This window comes from Shewanella septentrionalis (genome assembly GCF_025370265.1).
Taxonomy (GTDB): Bacteria; Pseudomonadota; Gammaproteobacteria; order Enterobacterales; family Shewanellaceae; genus Shewanella; species Shewanella hafniensis.
This window is the reverse complement of sequence record NZ_JAMTCC010000006.1, coordinates 100763-118668: the sequence shown is the minus strand read 5'-3', so window position 1 is coordinate 118668 and position 17906 is coordinate 100763. Positions and strand designations below refer to the sequence as shown.

Genomic DNA, 17906 nt, shown 5'->3' with positions numbered 1-17906 from the left:
TAAACAAACCGAGCTATTAAAAAAAGATAAGGTCGCCAAGTTTGATTTTGCGACCTTATTTTATTTGCTACTTATGCCACATTTGTGGCGAGTACGCGCATTCTATTGGTGTACTAACTTGCCATTCTTCACTACATCTTTGCAGGGATTGACGCCGTAGGAATAGGCTAATTGTGCTGGAGTGGCGATATCCCACAGACAGAAATCAGCCTGTTTGCCAACGACTAAACTGCCGACGTTATCTTCAATCCCGAGTGCTTTGGCGGCATTTAAGGTGAGGCCTTTTAAGGCTTCCTCTGGTGTTAAGCGGAACAAGGTACAGCCCATATTCAGCATCAACAGGGTTGAGCAAATCGGGGATGAACCAGGATTAAAGTCGCTGGCGAGCACCATAGGTACGTCGTATTGGCGCAGTAAATCGATAGGTGGTTTTTGGGTTTCCCGCAAAAAGTAAAACGCGCCCGGCAGCAGTACGGCGCAGGTGCCACTTTCACTTAAGGCTTTTACGCCTGCCTCATCTAAATATTCGATATGATCTACAGACTTAGCGCCAAGACGTGCGGCCAGTGCGCTGCCGCCCATATTGGTTAGCTGCTCGGCGTGGAGTTTAATCTCTAAGCCCGCCGCTTTGGCTGCACTGAGTACCCGTTCGGTTTGCTCAAGATTAAAGGCGATATTCTCGCAGAACACATCCACCGCATCGGCAAGGTTCTCAGCGATCACTGCGGGCAGCATCTTATTGATAATTAGGTCGACATAGCCGTCGCTGTTGTCTTTATACTCAGGCGGAATCGCATGGGCGCCAAGGAATGTGGTCTTTACATCTACGTGGTGATGTTTGCCGAGTTCGCGGGCGACACGGAGGATTTTCAATTCAGTTTCAGTATCTAAGCCGTAACCTGATTTGATCTCAACCGTAGTTACTCCTTCTTTGGCGAGCGCGTTTAGGCGCTGGCGACCCAGTTCAAATAATTCTGCTTCATCCGCCTCGCGGCAGGCTTTAACGGTTGAAATAATGCCGCCACCTGAGCGGGCAATTTCTTCGTAACTCGCGCCCTGTAGGCGTAACTCAAATTCATTGGCGCGATTACCGGCAAAGATTAAGTGGGTGTGGGCATCAATCAATCCTGGAGTGATCCAGCCGCCTTTGCCTCTGTAAACGGGAATGGACAACACATCGAAGGCAGGCAGTTCGCTGCGGGGGCCAAGCCAAGCAATTTTACCATCTTTTACTGCGATGGCCGCATTGGTGATTGCACCATAAGGTGCTGATATGGAAGGGTCCATTGTGGCTAAGTTAACGTCTATCCAAACTTGATCCCAAGACATGTATTCCCCTCGCTGTGCTGGCAGATGTTAACCAAGTGATTAACGGTTTATTAAATTTATGTGAGCTGGCTTGTATTTACTTGTATATACAAGCTAGGATTGTAGCCGCAATTTTGAACGTTTGAAAGTGGCATTACAGACCCGTGTCTTTGTCGCCTGCGTCAGTGCCACTTTAGCAAGCATGACTTTCGCAAGGGCACAGGAACAAGAAGCTGAATTTAAGAGGAAGTGTTTTGGCTATTCCTAAGTTTGCAGAAATTAAGCAATACATTATTTCCTCTATCGAATCTGGCGAGTGGGAAGGAAGCGCCCGCGTGCCTTCTGAGAATCAGCTTGCCGATTTGTTTACCTGCAGCCGAATGACGGCGCGACGTGCGCTAACCGAGCTGACGGATAGCGGTGTGCTTGAGCGTTCTCAAGGGCTAGGTACCTTCGTCGCAGGGTGTAAATCCCAGTCGTCTATGTTGGCGATCCGCAATATTGCCGATGAGATAAAAGACCGCGGCCACGGCTATAGCGTGCAGCAATGGGTGTTAGAACAAGTCGCTGCGAGTACGAGTATCGCAATTTCCCTTGGGCTTGAGCGCGGTGCAAAGGTATTTCATTCGATCTTAGTGCATTGCGAGCAAGGTTTACCGCTGCAAGTCGAAGAGCGTTTCGTGAACCCCGAGTTGGTGCCCGACTATTTATTGCAGGATTTTACCTTGCAGACACCCCACGAATATTTGTCCCAAGTGGCACCGCTGACCGAGGCGCATCACACGATTGAAGCGATTATCGCCAGCGCCGAATTACAGCAAAGGCTTGAAATCCCCGCCACTGAGCCCTGTTTACAGATTTTACGCCGCACTTGGTCACGCCAAGGCGTCGTGAGTTTCGCAAAATTAGTTCATCCAGGTAGCCGCTTTAAACTCGGCGGCCACTTAACCTTTAGCAAGTAACGCCAGTGGCGTGATTAACAGATGTAAATCAGTCACTCTAATAGCTGTACCTTTATAAGTTAAAAGATAAAAACACAATAAAAACAATAGTGCTAACCCGTATTAGCGACTTAGCGAATACGAGTTAGCACCACAGGTTGAAAGAGGAAAATTCAATGGATAAGCGCCACGACCCAAGCCGCCGTATTATTGCACCGCATGGCACACAATTAAGCTGTAAGAGTTGGCTCACAGAAGCGCCAATGCGTATGTTAATGAACAACTTACATCCAGATGTCGCCGAGCGCCCAGAAGACTTAGTCGTCTATGGTGGTATTGGCCGCGCCGCCCGCGATTGGGATTGCTACGACAAAATCATCGAAGTCTTACAACGCCTCGAAGATGACGAAACCTTATTAGTGCAATCGGGCAAACCTGTGGGCGTATTTCGCACCCACGCCGATGCGCCGCGCGTGTTAATCGCTAACTCAAACCTAGTACCACATTGGGCGAACTGGGAGCATTTCAACGAGTTAGATAAGTTAGGTTTGGCCATGTATGGCCAGATGACGGCGGGTTCTTGGATCTACATAGGCACTCAAGGCATAGTTCAAGGTACCTACGAGACCTTTGTGTCTGTAGCGAAACAGCACTTTGAGGGTATCTCCAAAGGTAAATGGATCCTCACTGGCGGGTTAGGCGGCATGGGCGGCGCGCAAACGCTGGCGGGCACTATGGCGGGCTTCTCTGTGTTAGCCTGTGAAGTCGACGAGACCCGCATCGATTTCCGTTTGCGCACCCGCTATGTTGACAAGAAAGCTACTTCGCTCGATGAAGCATTAACCATGATTGAAGAAGCGAACCAAGCTGGCAAGCCAGTATCTGTGGGCTTATTAGCGAATGCCGCCGATGTGTTTGCCGAACTGGTTAAGCGCGGCGTTACACCAGATGTGGTAACCGACCAAACCTCGGCCCACGACCCGCTAAATGGCTATTTGCCACAGGGTTGGACTATGGCACAGGCCGCCGACATGCGTAAAACCGATGAAGCGGGCGTAGTGAAAGCGGCGAAAGCCTCGATGGCGGTGCAAGTACAAGCCATGCTCGACCTGCAAGCTGCCGGCGCAGCCACACTTGATTACGGTAACAACATTCGCCAAATGGCGTTTGAAATGGGCGTTGAAAACGCCTTTGATTTCCCTGGCTTTGTGCCTGCATACATTCGTCCGCTGTTCTGTGAAGGCATTGGCCCGTTCCGCTGGGTGGCGTTATCTGGCGATCCTGAAGATATCTACAAAACCGACGCTAAAGTCAAAGAACTGATCCCAGATAATCCACACCTGCACAACTGGTTAGACATGGCACGCGAGCGTATCGCCTTCCAAGGTCTGCCTGCGCGTATCTGCTGGGTCGGCTTGAAAGATCGCGCTCGTTTAGCGTTAGCTTTTAACGAAATGGTCAAAAATGGTGAGTTGTCGGCGCCCGTGGTAATTGGTCGCGACCACTTAGATTCTGGCTCAGTGGCCAGCCCGAACCGCGAAACCGAATCTATGCTGGATGGCTCAGATGCGGTATCCGATTGGCCATTATTGAATGCACTACTCAATACGGCTAGTGGCGCAACTTGGGTGTCATTACACCACGGCGGCGGCGTCGGCATGGGCTTTAGCCAACATTCGGGTGTGGTCATTGTGTGTGACGGTACTGATGCGGCGGCAAAACGTGTTGGCCGTGTGCTGTGGAATGACCCAGCGACAGGCGTGATGCGCCATGCCGATGCGGGCTACGAGATTGCGAAAAACTGCGCCAAAGAGCAAGGCCTCGACTTACCTATGCAAGAGTAGCCGATGCTAACTTCTTAAAATAACAATAATAACTAAAAGCTTGGAGCTAAAAATATGAAATCTGTGAATCACTTAGTGTTAACGCCGGGTAGCTTGAGCCTAGCGCAATTACGCGAAATCAGCCGCCATAAGCTGACACTCGAACTCGCGCCAGAGGCCATTACTGACATCAACACCAGCGCGCAAATCGTGCAAAAAGTGTTGGATGAAGGCCGTACCGTTTACGGCATCAACACAGGTTTTGGCTTGTTGGCCAATACCAAGATAGCGCCCGAAGATCTGCAATTGCTGCAACGCTCAATCGTGTTGTCGCACGCTGCTGGTACAGGTCAATACATGCAAGATGCCACAGTGCGCTTGATGATGGTGTTAAAAATCAACTCATTAAGCCGTGGTTTTTCAGGCATTCGTTTAGAAGTGATTAACTTCTTAATCAGCTTAGTGAACGCCGAAGTTTATCCCTGCGTGCCTGAAAAAGGTTCAGTCGGCGCCTCGGGTGACTTAGCGCCACTGGCGCACATGTGTTTGCCTATGCTGGGTGAAGGCGAAATGAGCTATCGAGGCGAGTTAATTTCCGCCGCCGAAGGTTTAGAAATCGCCGGCCTCAAGCCAATCGATTTAGCGGCTAAAGAAGGGCTCGCTTTGCTTAACGGCACGCAAGCCTCGACTGCGCTAGCGCTGGAAGGCTTGTTCCACGCCGAAGACTTGTTTGCTGCAAGTTCAGTGATCGGCGCCATGAGCGTCGAAGCGGCTATGGGCAGCCGTAGCCCGTTTGATCCTCGTATCCATGCGGCGCGTGGTCAGAAAGGTCAAATCGATGCGGCCATGGTGTTCCGTCATCTACTGGGTGAAGAGTCTGAGATAAGCTTAAGTCACGCAAACTGTGAAAAGGTGCAAGATCCTTACTCACTGCGCTGTCAGCCACAGGTGTTGGGTGCTTGTTTAACCCAAATTCGCCATGCGGCCGATGTGTTAGGCACTGAAGCCAACGGCGTAACCGATAACCCACTGGTGTTCCAAGACACGGGCGATATCATTTCAGGCGGTAACTTCCACGCTGAACCTGTGGCTATGGCAGCGGATAATCTGGCGATTGCGATTGCCGAGCTGGGTTCTATTGCTGAGCGTCGTATCGCACTGTTAATCGATTCTAGCCTGTCGAAACTGCCGCCTTTCCTGGTGAAAAACGGCGGCGTGAACTCAGGCTTTATGATCGCTCAAGTAACAGCGGCAGCTTTGGCGTCTGAGAATAAAACCTACGCCCATCCAGCATCGGTAGACAGTTTACCGACATCTGCTAACCAAGAAGATCACGTCTCTATGGCGACTTTTGCGGCGCGCCGTTTGCGCGATATGAGTGAAAACACCCGTGGCGTATTGGCGATTGAATTGTTAGCGGCGGCGCAGGGTTTAGATTTTCGCGCACCTTTAGCCCCAAGTACTGCGGTGGCTAAGGCCAAAGCCGAATTGCGTGAAGTCGTCGCCTATTACGATAAAGACAGGTACTTCGCACCAGATATCGAAGCCGCGACAGACCTGTTATATACAGCGAGTTTTAACGCTTATCTGCCAGCAGGAACGCTAGCGAGCTTTTAAGCGCTTTAGCTCCTAGTGAGTAAACGACTAAGCCGATGTTGACTCGGTTGAGTTGGGTGTATTGGGGCGCTTTTGCTGAAATACTCAGGATTCACTCCCCAACTTGCTAAACATAACTGCTGAAATAAAACTAAATGCAGGCATAAGTGGATTGCTTATGCCTTTTCTTGAGTGTTTCCCCTTTTTAGCTCGATCCTCATCTTTGCCCTTTTGGTGTGTTTAACACCGCAGACTCTGCACTTTTTGCGCTGATCTTTACATTGTCAAATTCAGTGGCTACTTACCCCTCAATAAACCGTCACTTTTGTGTTTTTATCCGTCATCGTTATACACATTTTAATATATAAAACTATTTTTAATAACCATATGGCTAGGTTGTGGGACAATATGGGCCTGCATTGTTAGACAAATTGTCCTTTTGGTATTATTGGGTTTTAACTCTTTAATTAAGTGTTTTTTACATTATTTAAAGTTTTTAATTTCAATATTATTTATTTATTTGGATTTAAGTTTTGTGATTGGTTATTTGCGATCTCGATCTCATGTCATTATTTGTTATCTATTTCCTCTTTAAGGATAATCTTAAATTAAGTGTGGTCTTTAAGTGGGCCCACTCGATCGGTTGCAATTTTCACCACAGCAACCACTAGACTCATAACGACAAGAGTGTGAGAGGACGCAATGAACAGACGCCAGTTTTTTAGACTGTGTGCTGCCGGAGCTGCCACCTCAGCAATTTCTGCGTTGGGATTGATGTCCGAAAAGGCCTATGCGGCCGTTCGGGAATTCAAACTCATTAGCGCGAAAGAAACCCGCAATAACTGCTGCTATTGCTCAGTGGGTTGCGGATTGCTGATGTACAGCAAAGGAAGTAATGGCAAGAACGCCGAACAGAGTATTTTCCATATCGAAGGGGATGCAGACCATCCAGTTAACCGTGGGGCCTTGTGTCCTAAAGGCGCTGGTTTAGTGGATTATGTAAATAGTCCCAATCGTCTTAAATATCCAGAGTACCGTGCACCAGGCAGCAATGAATGGACACGTATCAGCTGGAGCGAAGCTTACCAACGCATCGCCCGCCTGATGAAAGATGATCGTGATGCTAACTTAATTGAAAAGAATTCTGCCGGGACGACGGTTAACCGTTGGCTTAGCACTGGGATGATGACCTCGTCGGCGATGCCGAACGAAGGCGGCTATATCACCCAGAAATTTGCACGGGCACTGGGCCTAGTTGCAATCGATACTATTGCGCGTAACTGACACTCTCCAACGGTAGCAAGTCTTGCTCCGACATTTGGACGTGGTGCCATGACCAACCACTGGATCGATATTAAAAATTCTAATTTGATCATTATCATGGGCGGTAATGCTGCAGAGGCTCACCCTGTCGGATTCGGCTGGGTTACAGAAGCGATGCATCATAACAACGCTAAACTTTTGGTGGTCGATCCTCGCTTCACCCGTAGCGCCGCTGTGGCCGATTATTATGCGCCGATCCGTTCGGGCACAGATATCGCCTTCCTGCTCGGGGTGATCCGCTATCTTATTGAAACCAAACAAGTGAACTACGACTATGTGAAGGCTTATACCAATGCCAGTTACATAGTGCGCGAAGACTTCTCTTTTAGTGAAGGTCTGTTCAGTGGTTTCGATGAAGAAACAGATAGCTACGATAAAGAGTCTTGGTACTACGAGTTAGACGAACAGGGTTACGCGAAAGTCGATCCTAGCTTCGAGCATCCACGCTGCGTGTGGAACTTAATGAAGCAACATGTAGATCGCTATGACTTTGAAACAGTAAGCAATATTACCGGTACGCCGATTCCGGACTATGAGATGGTTTGCCAGCAAATTGGCAGCACTCATACCCACGATAGAGCCGCCACTTTTATGTATGCCTTAGGTTGGACTCACCATACTAAAGGGGCGCAGAACATTCGCTCTATGGCTATGGTGCAGTTGCTGCTGGGTAACATTGGGGTGTTGGGCGGTGGCGTTAACGCACTGCGTGGTCACTCTAACGTGCAAGGCGCGACCGATATGGGTTTATTGTGCCAAAGCTTGCCTGGTTACTTGAAGTTACCGAGTGAAAAAGACACTGATCTTAAGACCTATCTCGATCGTTACACGCCTGTCGCCTTGCGTCCAGGTCAAACCAACTATTGGCAGAATTACCCTAAATTCTTTATTTCGCAAATGAAGAGCTTTTGGGGCGATAACGCCACGGTTGAAAATGACTTTGGTTATGACTGGGTGCCTAAGTGGGATAAACAGTACGACTTTACTAAGCACTTAGACATGGCTTTCCACGGTGAAGTGAATGGCTACATTATCCAAGGGGTTAACGCCATTAACTCTATGCCGAACCGCAATAAGGTACTCAAAGCTCTGAGTAATCTTAAGTACATGGTGGTGCTGGATGCCTTGGCAACGGAAACCGCAACCTTCTGGCAAAATGCCGATGGCTTCAACGAGGTGAATCCCGCTGAAATCATGACGGAAGTGTTCCGCTTACCGACGACGTGTTTTGCCGAAGAAGAAGGTTCCATCGTCAACTCTGGACGTTGGATGCAGTGGCATTGGAAGGGTGCTAACCCGCCGGGTGAAGCCAAGCCAGATGCTGAGATCCTCTCCGGTGTCTTAATGGCCATGCGTGAACTGTACAAACAAGAGGGCGGTAAATTGCCTGAGCCAGTGCAAGCGATAAGTTGGGATTACCACAATCCTTACTCGCCGCATGCCGAAGAAGTTGCTCGCGAGCTTAACGGTAAGGATCTCGTGACTCAGCGTCAGCTCAGTAGCTTCTCTGAACTCAAAGCTGATGGTAGTACTGCTAGCGCCTGCTGGATTTATGCGGGTTCTTGGACCGAAGAGGGCAACTTGATGGCTCGCCGCGACAACCATGATCCTTCGGGTAAAGGTGTCACTCCGGGCTGGGCATTCGCGTGGCCAGCCAACCGTCGTGTGCTGTATAACCGCGCTTCTTGCGATATCAACGGCAAACCATGGGATCCCAAACGTACTATCGTCGAGTGGGTTGATGGTAAGTGGCATGGTATCGATGTGGGCGACTTCAATATGAAGTTAACACCACAGGAATCCGCAGGTCCCTTCATCATGCAACCTGAAGGTGTGGGTCGCTTCTTTGCCCTTAAGTTGTTGGCCGAAGGTCCGTTCCCTGAGCACTACGAGCCTATGGAGTCGCCTATTGGGGTGAACCCGCTACACAAGGTCACCAGTAACCCTGCGGTACGTATGCTACCGGGCGTGAAGGAAACCTTAGGTTCCCATAAAGACTTCCCTTATGTGGCAACCACTTATTGTGTAACTGAACACTTTAATTTTTGGTCTACTCATGCCCGTTTGGCAGCGATTTCTATGCCGGAAACCTTCGTCGAAATCGATGAAATGTTGGCGGCAGAAAAAGGTATCGCCAATGGGGATTGGGTCACTGTCAGCTCTAAACGTGGCAGCATTGAAACCAAAGCCTTAGTGACTAAACGTCTGCAGCCGTTAAAGGTGAATGGTCAGTTAGTTCATACCGTCGGGTTACCCCGTCATGGCAGCCATAATGCGCTCACTCGTAAGAGTTACTCCTGTAACGTGCTCACCACGGAAGTGGGGGATGCAAATACACAGGTGCCTGAGTTCAAAGCATTTTTGGTTAACATCACTAAAGCGAAGGGGCTCTGATTATGGCATCACAAGACATTATCCGCCGCTCCGGTACTTCAGCGGTGACGCCTGCGGCAAAGGGGCGTAATTCGTCAGAAAAGGTCGCCAAGCTGTTCGACACCACTAAGTGTAATGGTTGTAAAGCCTGCCAAGTGGCGTGTTCTGAGTGGAATGATTTACGGGAAGAAGTGGGCACGTTCCAAGGTAGTTACCAAAACCCTATGTCGCTATCGGGCCAATGTTGGACCCTGATGGAATTCCATGAGGTGATGGAAAGCAACAAGCTGCGTTGGCAATTTACCCACTCGGCCTGTATGCACTGTGCCGACCCTGCCTGCTTAACTGCCTGTTCGACCTCGGGCGCGATTATCCAGCACGCCAATGGTGTGGTGGACTTCGATTCGGACAAGTGTATCGGCTGCGGTTATTGCGCCAGTGCTTGTCCCTTCGATGTGCCCAAAATCGATCCCAAGGATAACAAGGCCTACAAGTGCACTATGTGCTCTGACCGTTTAGCCGTGGGATTGGAACCTTCCTGTGTTAAGTCCTGTACCACAGGGGCGCTGCGTTTTGGCACCCGTGAGGACATGTTGTTTTACTCGCAAAAACGGGTCGAAGAACTGAAGGAAAGGGGCTTTGCTAAGGCAGGACTTTATAACCCTGAGGGCGTAGGTGGTACGGGTATGATGATGATATTACACGATATCAATCAGCCAGAAAGCTACAACATGCCTGATAACCCGCAGATCCCACTGTCACTCACTCTGTGGCAGGACTGGGTCAAACCTTTAGGCACTATGGGCATTCTTGCCACTGCCGCCGTCGCTTGTCTGCATAAGATCACCGTCGGTCGCAACATAGTCGAAGAAGACCAACCGGGTTATCAACCGCCAGAGGAAGAGGCTAAGCAGGAAGAGGGGGCCGACAAATGAGCAAGCATGATAAGCAAGAAATGATAGTGCGTCACAAGCTGTTCGATCGCATCTGTCATTGGTTCATTGTGGCGGTTGGCCTAGTGACATTTCTCACTGGTTTTTCCTTCTTCTATCCGTCGTTTCAATGGCTTGGGGCGATAGCGGGCACACCGCAATTGGCGAAGTTTATTCATCCCATTGCGGGCTTGATGATGTGCTTACCTTTGATGTTGATGTTGGTGCGTTACTACAAACACAACAAATGGGAAAAGCACGACCTCGCTTGGATGCTCGCCATTAAGGATGTGATGTTCGAGAACGAGGAGAAAATCCCGCCTATCGGCCATTACAACCCAGGGCAAAAGGTATTGTTTCGCGCCTTCGTGCTGACGTCTGTCACTTTAACCGTGACGGGTATCATCATGTGGCAGCCTTATTTTGCGCCCTATTTCTCCGCCACAGTAGTGGGTTGGGCCATTTTGTTGCACGCCATTTGTGCGCTCATCATGTTGATTTTTGTGATGGTGCATTTCTGGATGGCGACGTGGGTGGAAGGGTCGGTAACGGGCATGCTTTACGGCAAAGTCTCTAAGGCTTGGTGCCGTAAGCATCACCCTGTGATGTTGGATGAACATTCGGACGTGGAGAAAAAATAATGAGTCATACAGCCGAGATACCTCTGGTCCCCGGCAGCGAATCGCCGCTGGAACTTAAACCGTTAAAAGCGGCAGATCCCCACGTTGTGTATCACAGAAGGGCGCATCGTTTGCTGTCATTGGCCAAGGACTCGCCGCTGGCTGACTACTTTGAGCTGTGCCGCCGTCTGGTCTCTATACAGGCCAAATTGGCGGAGGAGGCTGACTTCGGTCAGCTTCTCGCTTGGGGGAAAGATGAGGCGACTCCGCTTTCTCTGTTGGGCTCAGAGGCAGATAGCTATTGGCAAGGACTGCTACAGCAACTGTTAAGTGATTTGTTGCCGCAAGTGGATGAATCCATTGCTCGGGTAGTGCGTTTGCTGATGCAGCAATCTCCCGAGCAGCTGAGTTCGTGGGGGCGTTCACTGCGCCAAGGACATGTCAGTGAAGTGCCAGCCCATTTTAGTTTATTCATCTGGGCGGCGATGGGCGTTTATTGGTCGCATTGGGCACCTATGGTCATCAAGCGGATGGATCAACGTAAGGTGGCGCAACAGAGTATGTGCCCCGTATGTGGATGTCATCCCGTGGCGAGCGTGATTGTCGATCAGCCCCGCGCTGGTTTGCGCTATCTGCATTGCAGTTTGTGTGAAAGCGAGTGGCATTACATTCGCGCCCATTGCACCAGTTGCGGTCAGGACAAAGAGATGACGATTTGGTCGCTAGATGATGCTCAGGCTCAAGTGCGGATCGAAAGCTGCGATGAATGTCATGGCTACACCAAGATGATGTTTGTTGAAATGTCACCTTCTATGGATGTGGTGGCTGACGATCTCGCAACCTTGATGTTAGACAGTGAACTAAATGTCAAAGGCTTCGGGGCGACAACATTGAACCCACTGCTAATGGCCCACGAAATCACGTAAGCCAAATAGCTTAAGTCAATGCAGGAGGGAGTCGGGTTGCTGATCCCTTCCTGCTTTTTATCCAACAGATGGCAATAACTTAAACAAGATGACACAGATGATGACCCAAGCACCCGAAACGCCACAAGCCTTGTACCGCGCTTTGCCCTCAATGGACAGCTTACTGGCGGAGCCTAGCTTTGTTGTATTGCAGCAGTCTTACGGCAAAGTGGCAGTAAAGGCGGCGCTGGATAGCCAGTTAAAGGCGGCGCGTAGCTTAATCGGCAGTGAGCGCCGGTTGCCGACATGGTGTGGCGAGCTTGCGCAATTGCACGGATGTTTGGTTGATCAACTGTCTAAAGATTACAGCCACAGCTTAATACCTGTGTGGAATCTTACTGGCACCATACTGCATACCAACCTTGGCCGAGCGCAGCAGTCAGAAGCGGCGATTCGAGCCGTGACTTCTGTTATGCGCTACCCCACACCGCTGGAGTTTGAGCTTGCGGCAGGTGAACGTGGTCACAGGGATAATGCAATCAGTGCTTTAATCCAGCGCTTAACGGGTGCCGAGGCTTGTTGTGTCGTGAATAACAATGCTGCTGCGGTTTTGTTGATGCTGTCAGCTGTGGCTGCGGGGAAAGAGGTGATTGTCTCCCGTGGTGAGCTGGTGGAAATTGGCGGCGCATTTCGTATCCCTGACATTATGCGTCAGGCGGGCTGCACCTTAGTCGAGGTCGGCAGCACCAATCGGACACATCTTAAGGATTATGAGCAGGCGATTACTGAAAATACCGCTGCGATAATGAAGGTCCACACCAGTAATTATCATATCAGTGGCTTTACTGCCGCAGTGGAGGAGGCAAGGCTGGGTCAGTTATGCCGTGAGCGTGGCATATCACTCATTTCGGATCTTGGTAGTGGCTCACTGACGGACCTGCGCCGCTTTGGGCTAAAACAAGAACCTACGCCTCAAGCCATGCTGGCCGATGGTGTCGATTTAGTGAGTTTTTCTGGCGACAAACTATTGGGTGGACCTCAGTCGGGTTTAATTGTCGGTAAACAGTCGCTGATTAAGCAGTTACAGAGTCATCCACTCAAGCGTGCCCTACGTTGCGATAAGCTGATTTTGGCGGCGTTAGAGGCAACATTAATCCACTATCTTAACCCTGAAACCTTAGACACTGAGCTGCCCATTATGGCGAAATTTGCCCGTAGCCAAGAGACGTTATGGCAGATTGGTCGTCGCTTACAGCATGCTTTGGCAGCTCACTTTGAACCTTGTTATCGCATTGAATTAGTTGAGTGCCAAACACAGGTCGGCAGTGGCTCGCAGCCCGATACTTTTTTACCCTCAGTGGCGCTGTGTTTTACCGCACTCGATGGCGGTAGTTTAAGTTTGTTAGAACAACAATTTAAGCAGGCGGCACGCCCTATCATAGGTCGCATGAGTAACGATCAACTCAGATTGGATTTACGCGGTCTTGATAGCGAAGCCGAGTTACTCGCCGAGCTGAGCACCTTAGGTATGCAGTTGTGATCATTGTAACTGCGGGTCATGTCGATCATGGCAAGAGTACGCTTATTCGCGCTTTAACAGGGATGAATACCGATCGTCTGCCGGAGGAAAAACGCCGTGGTATGACGATCGATCTTGGCTATGCGTTTATGCCACTTCGAGATGGTTCGCGGCTTGCTTTTATTGATGTGCCTGGGCATGAAAAATTTATCAACAACATGCTGGTGGGCGTGAGTCATGCTCGCCATGCCTTACTCGTGCTGGCCTGTGATGATGGCGTTATGCCTCAAACCCGCGAACATCTGCAAATCCTAGCGCTCTTACCGCTTCACAGTTTGACCTTAGTGCTGACTAAGCGGGATCTGGTTGATAGTGATATGGCTGAGCAGCTTGTCGCCGATGGCTTAACTTTGCTGGCCGAGTATGGCATTGAGGCCAGTGGTGTTTTTCAGGTGTCGGCAAGTGAAACTGCCGACTTAGCATCCAATGGTGTGGCCGCGCTGAAGGCGCATATTCTTGATTTAGCTGAGCAGGAGTCTAAGCGGGCTGAGGATGCCAGCAGTTTTAGGATGACGCTCGATCGCGCCTTTAGTGTGAAGGGCGCAGGTTGTGTGGTTACGGGCACAGTGATCAGCGGCAATGTGTGCGTGGGTGATAGTCTTTTTAGCTCAGGGCAAAAGGCCAAGTTGAGAGTACGAGGCATCCATTGTCAGGGACAAGAAGCCCAAAGGGCCATCACGGGGACACGTGTAGCACTCAATTTAACCGGAGTTGATAACCATAGGTCGCCCGAGCGCGGCGATTGGTTGAGCAGCTTGCCTCAAGCTGAGCTCTGTAGCCGCCCTGTGGTGCATATTCGAGTCTTCGATTTATTAGGTATTGAGCCCTTGGTGCATTGGCAAAATGTCCACTGTCACCATGGCGCTGATCATACTTTAGGGCGAGTTTCGCTGTTAAATGAAGCTAATGCTGAAGGTTTTTATCTAGCGGAGTTGGTACTCGAAAAGCCGCTACTTTTATGTCAAGACGACCGTATCGTCCTGCGCCACATTGGCGGTAAACAGACTTTAGGTGCAGGGCGAGTGTTGGCGCTTAAAGTCCCTAATCGTAAGAAGCGCACGCCTGAGCGAGTCGAGAGATTACAGCAATTAGCGCGCTTGGATAATCCTGCCCATGTGGTGGCTTTACTCGGCCAAACTCAGGCGCTAGAGCTTGATGAAATCGCGTGGCGTTGGCAATTAACCGACGAAGGGCTGGCAATGCTGTTAGCCCAAGCGGGTTTAGTCCGTCTTGGCGAGTTTGCCGTGGCCACACGTTTACTTGAGCAAGAAAAACAACAGTTTATTACTTTACTGAGCGAGTTCCATCAACAACATCCCGACCAACTTGGACTGGGGCGTAATCGCCTGCAACGCATGAGCCATAGCGCTTTGCCGCCCGAATTAGCCAATAAAGTGCTCGATTCGCTGTGCCAAGAGGAGCGCATGGTATTGCGTGGCGCTCTATTGCAATTGGCCGAGCACAGAATAGTGCTCGATGCTGAGGCGCAGCACTGTTGGCAGGCACTTGCGCCTTGGCTTGCAGAGCAAACCGCCCCCGTGTGGGTCACCGAAATGGGCGAATACCTTGAGCTGGAACCTGCCAAATTAAGGCTGCTGTGTTTCCAGCTGGTGCAACAGGGGTTTATTACTGCAGTGGTGAAAGACAGGTATTTACTCAGTGAACAACTTTGCTATTACGCCAGCTTAGTGCGTACTCACGTCGCCGAACACGGCAAGCTCGAAACTGCTGAATTTAAAGACTTAATAGGCCTTGGCCGCAAGGTCAGTATTCAGCTGTTGGAGTTTTTTGACCGGAGTGGTTTTACTCGTAGGAAATATCGCAGTAACAGTCGGGAGATCCGGGATGGGGAGTTGTTTTATTCCAATGAGAATTGGCGGAAGAACATAGGAGTCGAACCTACCCAGGACTGCTGGCAGCCCTACCCGGATTTGAAATCCGGACGCCTCACCGGAGACGACGTTCTTCCAATAGAAGACAACTCGATAGTAGAAAATGCGTAAAGATGATTCAAGGCGATTCTTATTTAGTTTATGGGTTTGTGATACAAGTCTTAAATTGTTATCAAACTATTTGTTTTTATTTGGTTTTGTAGTTTTTAGAGGGCGCTATGGAATATCATTCACACGCTGTGGTTACAGAGAGAAACGTAGTCCTGTTAGAGCTGGGACAGGCATCGGATTTGACCGATTATGTCGCCAACGAGGTGCGTGTGGCGCTGGTCTACAACGGCATTTCCCACACTGTGATGTTAGCCAGCCCCGAAAACCTCGAAGAGTTTGCCATTGGCTTTACCTTGTCGGAGCGGATTGTTTCCCATGTGAATGAAATTAAAGGCGTGGATCTCGAATTCACTCCAGAAGGCGTGCTTATTCAAGTGGAAATTACCCAAAGATGCTTTATGGAACTCAAGCAGCAGCGGCGCAATATGGCGGGGCGAACTGGCTGTGGTCTTTGCGGTGTGGCTCAGTTGGAAGAGGCGGTAAAACCCGTTATCCGCGTAGATTCGGACGCCAGATTTAATATCGATCACCTGCAGTTTGCCCTCGAACAAGTCAAAGATAATCAACAACATTTTAAGCTCACGGGTGCAACGCATGCGGCCATGGGCTTAGATCAAGATGGACAAATCATCGCCGCCTTTGAAGACATTGGTCGGCACATTGCACTGGATAAATTAATCGGCGGATTCTCAATGTGTCAGGCACAGCGTCCTGTCGCCGTATTGCTCACCAGCCGTGCCAGTTTCGAAATGGTGCAAAAGGCCGCCAGTGCCAATATCCAAATTCTGTTTGCTATGTCCGCCGTGACTTCACTGGCGTTGGAATTAGCAGAGAAAAGCAACATCACGCTTATCGGTTTTTGCCGTAATGGCAGGGCAACGCTTTACACCCACGGTTATCGCCTGTTGGGGCAGCAGTGTGTCAGCTTAGCTAAAGCCATTTAAGCGTGAGGCCACTTGTGATTGAAGTTGTCGAACGACTTCAATCACTCTGGCACACAGGTTATAAGCGCATTGCGCTTATTTTTTATAGTCTCGTTCATTAGGGTAATGACATGACATGGCAACAATTTAAACAAGAATATTTAGTCCGTTTTTGGGCGCCTATGCCAGCGGTTATCGCTGCGGGTATCCTTTCTACTTACTATTTTGGTTTGACCGGAACCTTCTGGGCCGTTACTGGGGAATTCACTCGTTGGGGTGGTCATTTACTGCAGTTTTTAGGTGCAGAACCAGAAACTTGGGGTTATTTCAAAGTGATAGGTCTGCAGGGCTCTCCTCTAGATCGTATCGACGGCATGATGATTATCGGTATGTTTGGTGGTTGTATTGCTGCTGCGCTTTGGGCCAATAACGTCAAACTGCGTATGCCACAGAGCCGTATCCGTATTGCTCAGGCACTGATCGGCGGCATTATTGCTGGCTTTGGTGCCCGTTTAGCTATGGGTTGTAACCTTGCCGCCTTCTTCACGGGTATTCCGCAGTTCTCTTTACATGCTTGGTTCTTTGCTTTGGCGACTGCGGCAGGCTCTTACTTTGGTGCAAGATTTACCTTGCTGCCGATGTTCCGTATTCCGATAAAACTGAAAAAGGTAAATAAAGCGACTTCAATCAAGCAGGACGAAAACCAAGCTAGACGTCGTTTCCGTATCGGTATGTTGGTGTTTGTAGGCATCGTCGGTTGGGGGTTATTGACTATGTTCAACGCGCCAAAACTCGGCATTGCTATGCTCTGTGGTGTTGGTTTTGGTTTATTAATCGAACGGGCCCAAATCTGCTTTACCTCAGCGTTCCGCGATATGTGGATCACTGGTCGTACTCACATGGCGAAGGCGATTATCTTAGGCATGGCGGTCAGTGCGATAGGTATTTACAGCTATGTGCAACTGGGTGTGCCACCTAAGATCATGTGGGCTGGCCCTAATGCGGTGATCGGCGGCTTACTGTTTGGTTTTGGTATTGTACTGGCTGGTGGTTGTGAAACGGGTTGGATGTATCGTGCAGTCGAAGGCCAAGTGCATTTCTGGTGGGTGGGCTTAGGTAACGTGTTGGGTTCAACCTTACTGGCGTATTACTGGGATGATATCGCTCAGCCATTAGCGACCAACTGGGACAAAGTTAATTTACTGACCAGCTTTGGCGATAAAGGCGGATTATTGCTGACCTATGTGCTGCTGGGGCTCTCCTTTGGCGCTATGTTGCTGTGGGAAAAACGTTTCTTTGCTCGTAAGGCGAAGCGTGATGAACAATTGCTAGCGGAGGCGGCGTAATGGCTCAATATATTCCAGATTATCAACTCGATATGGTGGGGGAACCTTGCCCTTATCCCGCAGTGGCTACCCTTGAGGCTATGCCAAAGTTAAAGCCCGGTGAAATTCTCGAGGTGATTAGTGACTGCCCGCAGTCTATTAACAACATTCCCCTCGACGCTAAAAATCATGGTTATAAAGTGCTGGAAATTGAGCAGAATGGTCCGACTATTCGTTATTTGATCCAGCGTTGAG

Annotated in this window: 12 protein-coding genes, 1 tRNA gene and 1 pseudogene; 12 read left to right on the top strand and 2 right to left on the bottom strand. The window is 49.8% G+C overall.

Features of this window, described 5'->3' with window-relative positions; translation table 11 throughout:
- Positions 1-102 precede the first annotated feature (102 nt).
- Positions 103-1329, bottom strand: coding sequence for an imidazolonepropionase (gene hutI / locus NE536_RS05070; RefSeq protein WP_261271989.1), 1227 nt, complete (start codon positions 1327-1329; stop codon positions 103-105).
- A gap of 233 nt (positions 1330-1562) precedes the next feature.
- Between hutI and hutC the strand changes: the two genes are divergently transcribed.
- The 9 genes and pseudogenes from hutC to selB form a co-directional block, all read left to right on the top strand.
- The gene (gene hutC / locus NE536_RS05065; RefSeq protein WP_261271988.1) at positions 1563-2270 is read left to right on the top strand and encodes a histidine utilization transcriptional repressor HutC; all 708 of its coding nucleotides are present in this window, start codon (positions 1563-1565) and stop codon (positions 2268-2270) included.
- Between the two features lie 155 nt (positions 2271-2425).
- Positions 2426-4093 (top strand): urocanate hydratase, encoded by a 1668-nt coding sequence (gene hutU, locus NE536_RS05060; protein WP_261271987.1) that lies wholly within the window; start codon positions 2426-2428, stop codon positions 4091-4093.
- A 54-nt stretch (positions 4094-4147) separates the two neighbouring features.
- A complete protein-coding gene (gene hutH / locus NE536_RS05055; RefSeq protein ID WP_261271986.1) occupies positions 4148-5689 on the top strand; it encodes a histidine ammonia-lyase in 1542 nt (513 codons plus the stop codon).
- A gap of 681 nt (positions 5690-6370) precedes the next feature.
- Positions 6371-9385, top strand: coding sequence for a formate dehydrogenase-N subunit alpha (fdnG, locus tag NE536_RS05050; protein WP_261271985.1), 3015 nt, complete (start codon positions 6371-6373; stop codon positions 9383-9385).
- A 2-nt stretch (positions 9386-9387) separates the two neighbouring features.
- A complete protein-coding gene (fdxH, locus tag NE536_RS05045; RefSeq protein ID WP_280925568.1) occupies positions 9388-10299 on the top strand; it encodes a formate dehydrogenase subunit beta in 912 nt (303 codons plus the stop codon).
- Entirely contained in the window at positions 10296-10937 is a 642-nt protein-coding gene (locus NE536_RS05040) for a formate dehydrogenase subunit gamma (RefSeq protein ID WP_006084873.1), read from the top strand. The genes fdxH and NE536_RS05040 overlap by 4 nt, the downstream gene beginning before the upstream one ends.
- Positions 10937-11842, top strand: coding sequence for a formate dehydrogenase accessory protein FdhE (fdhE, locus tag NE536_RS05035; protein WP_261271984.1), 906 nt, complete (start codon positions 10937-10939; stop codon positions 11840-11842). Before NE536_RS05040 ends, fdhE begins: the two co-directional genes overlap by 1 nt.
- 97 nt (positions 11843-11939) lie before the next feature.
- Positions 11940-13361, top strand: a complete 1422-nt coding sequence (gene selA, locus NE536_RS05030) for an L-seryl-tRNA(Sec) selenium transferase (RefSeq protein ID WP_261271983.1) — start codon at positions 11940-11942, stop codon at positions 13359-13361.
- Positions 13358-15205, top strand: a pseudogene (selB, locus tag NE536_RS22965) (selenocysteine-specific translation elongation factor); the annotation flags it as partial. The gene selA and the pseudogene selB, both read left to right, overlap by 4 nt.
- A 69-nt stretch (positions 15206-15274) precedes the next feature.
- On the opposite strand, the gene NE536_RS05025 reads toward selB, so the two are convergent.
- Positions 15275-15369, bottom strand: a tRNA-Sec gene (locus NE536_RS05025).
- Positions 15370-15510: 141 nt separating this feature from the next.
- Between NE536_RS05025 and fdhD the strand changes: the two genes are divergently transcribed.
- From fdhD to yedF, 3 genes are all read left to right on the top strand, one after another.
- Complete coding sequence (fdhD, locus tag NE536_RS05020) at positions 15511-16347, top strand: formate dehydrogenase accessory sulfurtransferase FdhD (protein ID WP_259544549.1); 837 nt, start codon at positions 15511-15513, stop codon at positions 16345-16347.
- Positions 16348-16457: 110 nt separating this feature from the next.
- Positions 16458-17672 (top strand): selenium metabolism membrane protein YedE/FdhT, encoded by a 1215-nt coding sequence (yedE, locus tag NE536_RS05015; RefSeq protein WP_107946195.1) that lies wholly within the window; start codon positions 16458-16460, stop codon positions 17670-17672.
- On the top strand, positions 17672-17905 hold the full coding sequence (gene yedF, locus NE536_RS05010; protein ID WP_107946196.1) for a sulfurtransferase-like selenium metabolism protein YedF: 234 nt from the start codon (positions 17672-17674) through the stop codon (positions 17903-17905). The genes yedE and yedF overlap by 1 nt, the downstream gene beginning before the upstream one ends.
- Position 17906: the final 1 nt, after the last annotated feature.

Coding starts and splice junctions, on each gene's coding strand:
- fdxH (WP_280925568.1), top strand. CDS start 9,388: ATGGCATCACAAGACATTATCCGCCGCTCCGGTACTTCAGCGGTGACG.
- fdhD (WP_259544549.1), top strand. CDS start 15,511: ATGGAATATCATTCACACGCTGTGGTTACAGAGAGAAACGTAGTCCTG.
- hutH (WP_261271986.1), top strand. CDS start 4,148: ATGAAATCTGTGAATCACTTAGTGTTAACGCCGGGTAGCTTGAGCCTA.
- hutI (WP_261271989.1), bottom strand. CDS start 1,329: ATGTCTTGGGATCAAGTTTGGATAGACGTTAACTTAGCCACAATGGAC.
- yedF (WP_107946196.1), top strand. CDS start 17,672: ATGGCTCAATATATTCCAGATTATCAACTCGATATGGTGGGGGAACCT.
- fdhE (WP_261271984.1), top strand. CDS start 10,937: ATGAGTCATACAGCCGAGATACCTCTGGTCCCCGGCAGCGAATCGCCG.
- yedE (WP_107946195.1), top strand. CDS start 16,458: ATGACATGGCAACAATTTAAACAAGAATATTTAGTCCGTTTTTGGGCG.
- NE536_RS05040 (WP_006084873.1), top strand. CDS start 10,296: ATGAGCAAGCATGATAAGCAAGAAATGATAGTGCGTCACAAGCTGTTC.
- hutU (WP_261271987.1), top strand. CDS start 2,426: ATGGATAAGCGCCACGACCCAAGCCGCCGTATTATTGCACCGCATGGC.
- selA (WP_261271983.1), top strand. CDS start 11,940: ATGATGACCCAAGCACCCGAAACGCCACAAGCCTTGTACCGCGCTTTG.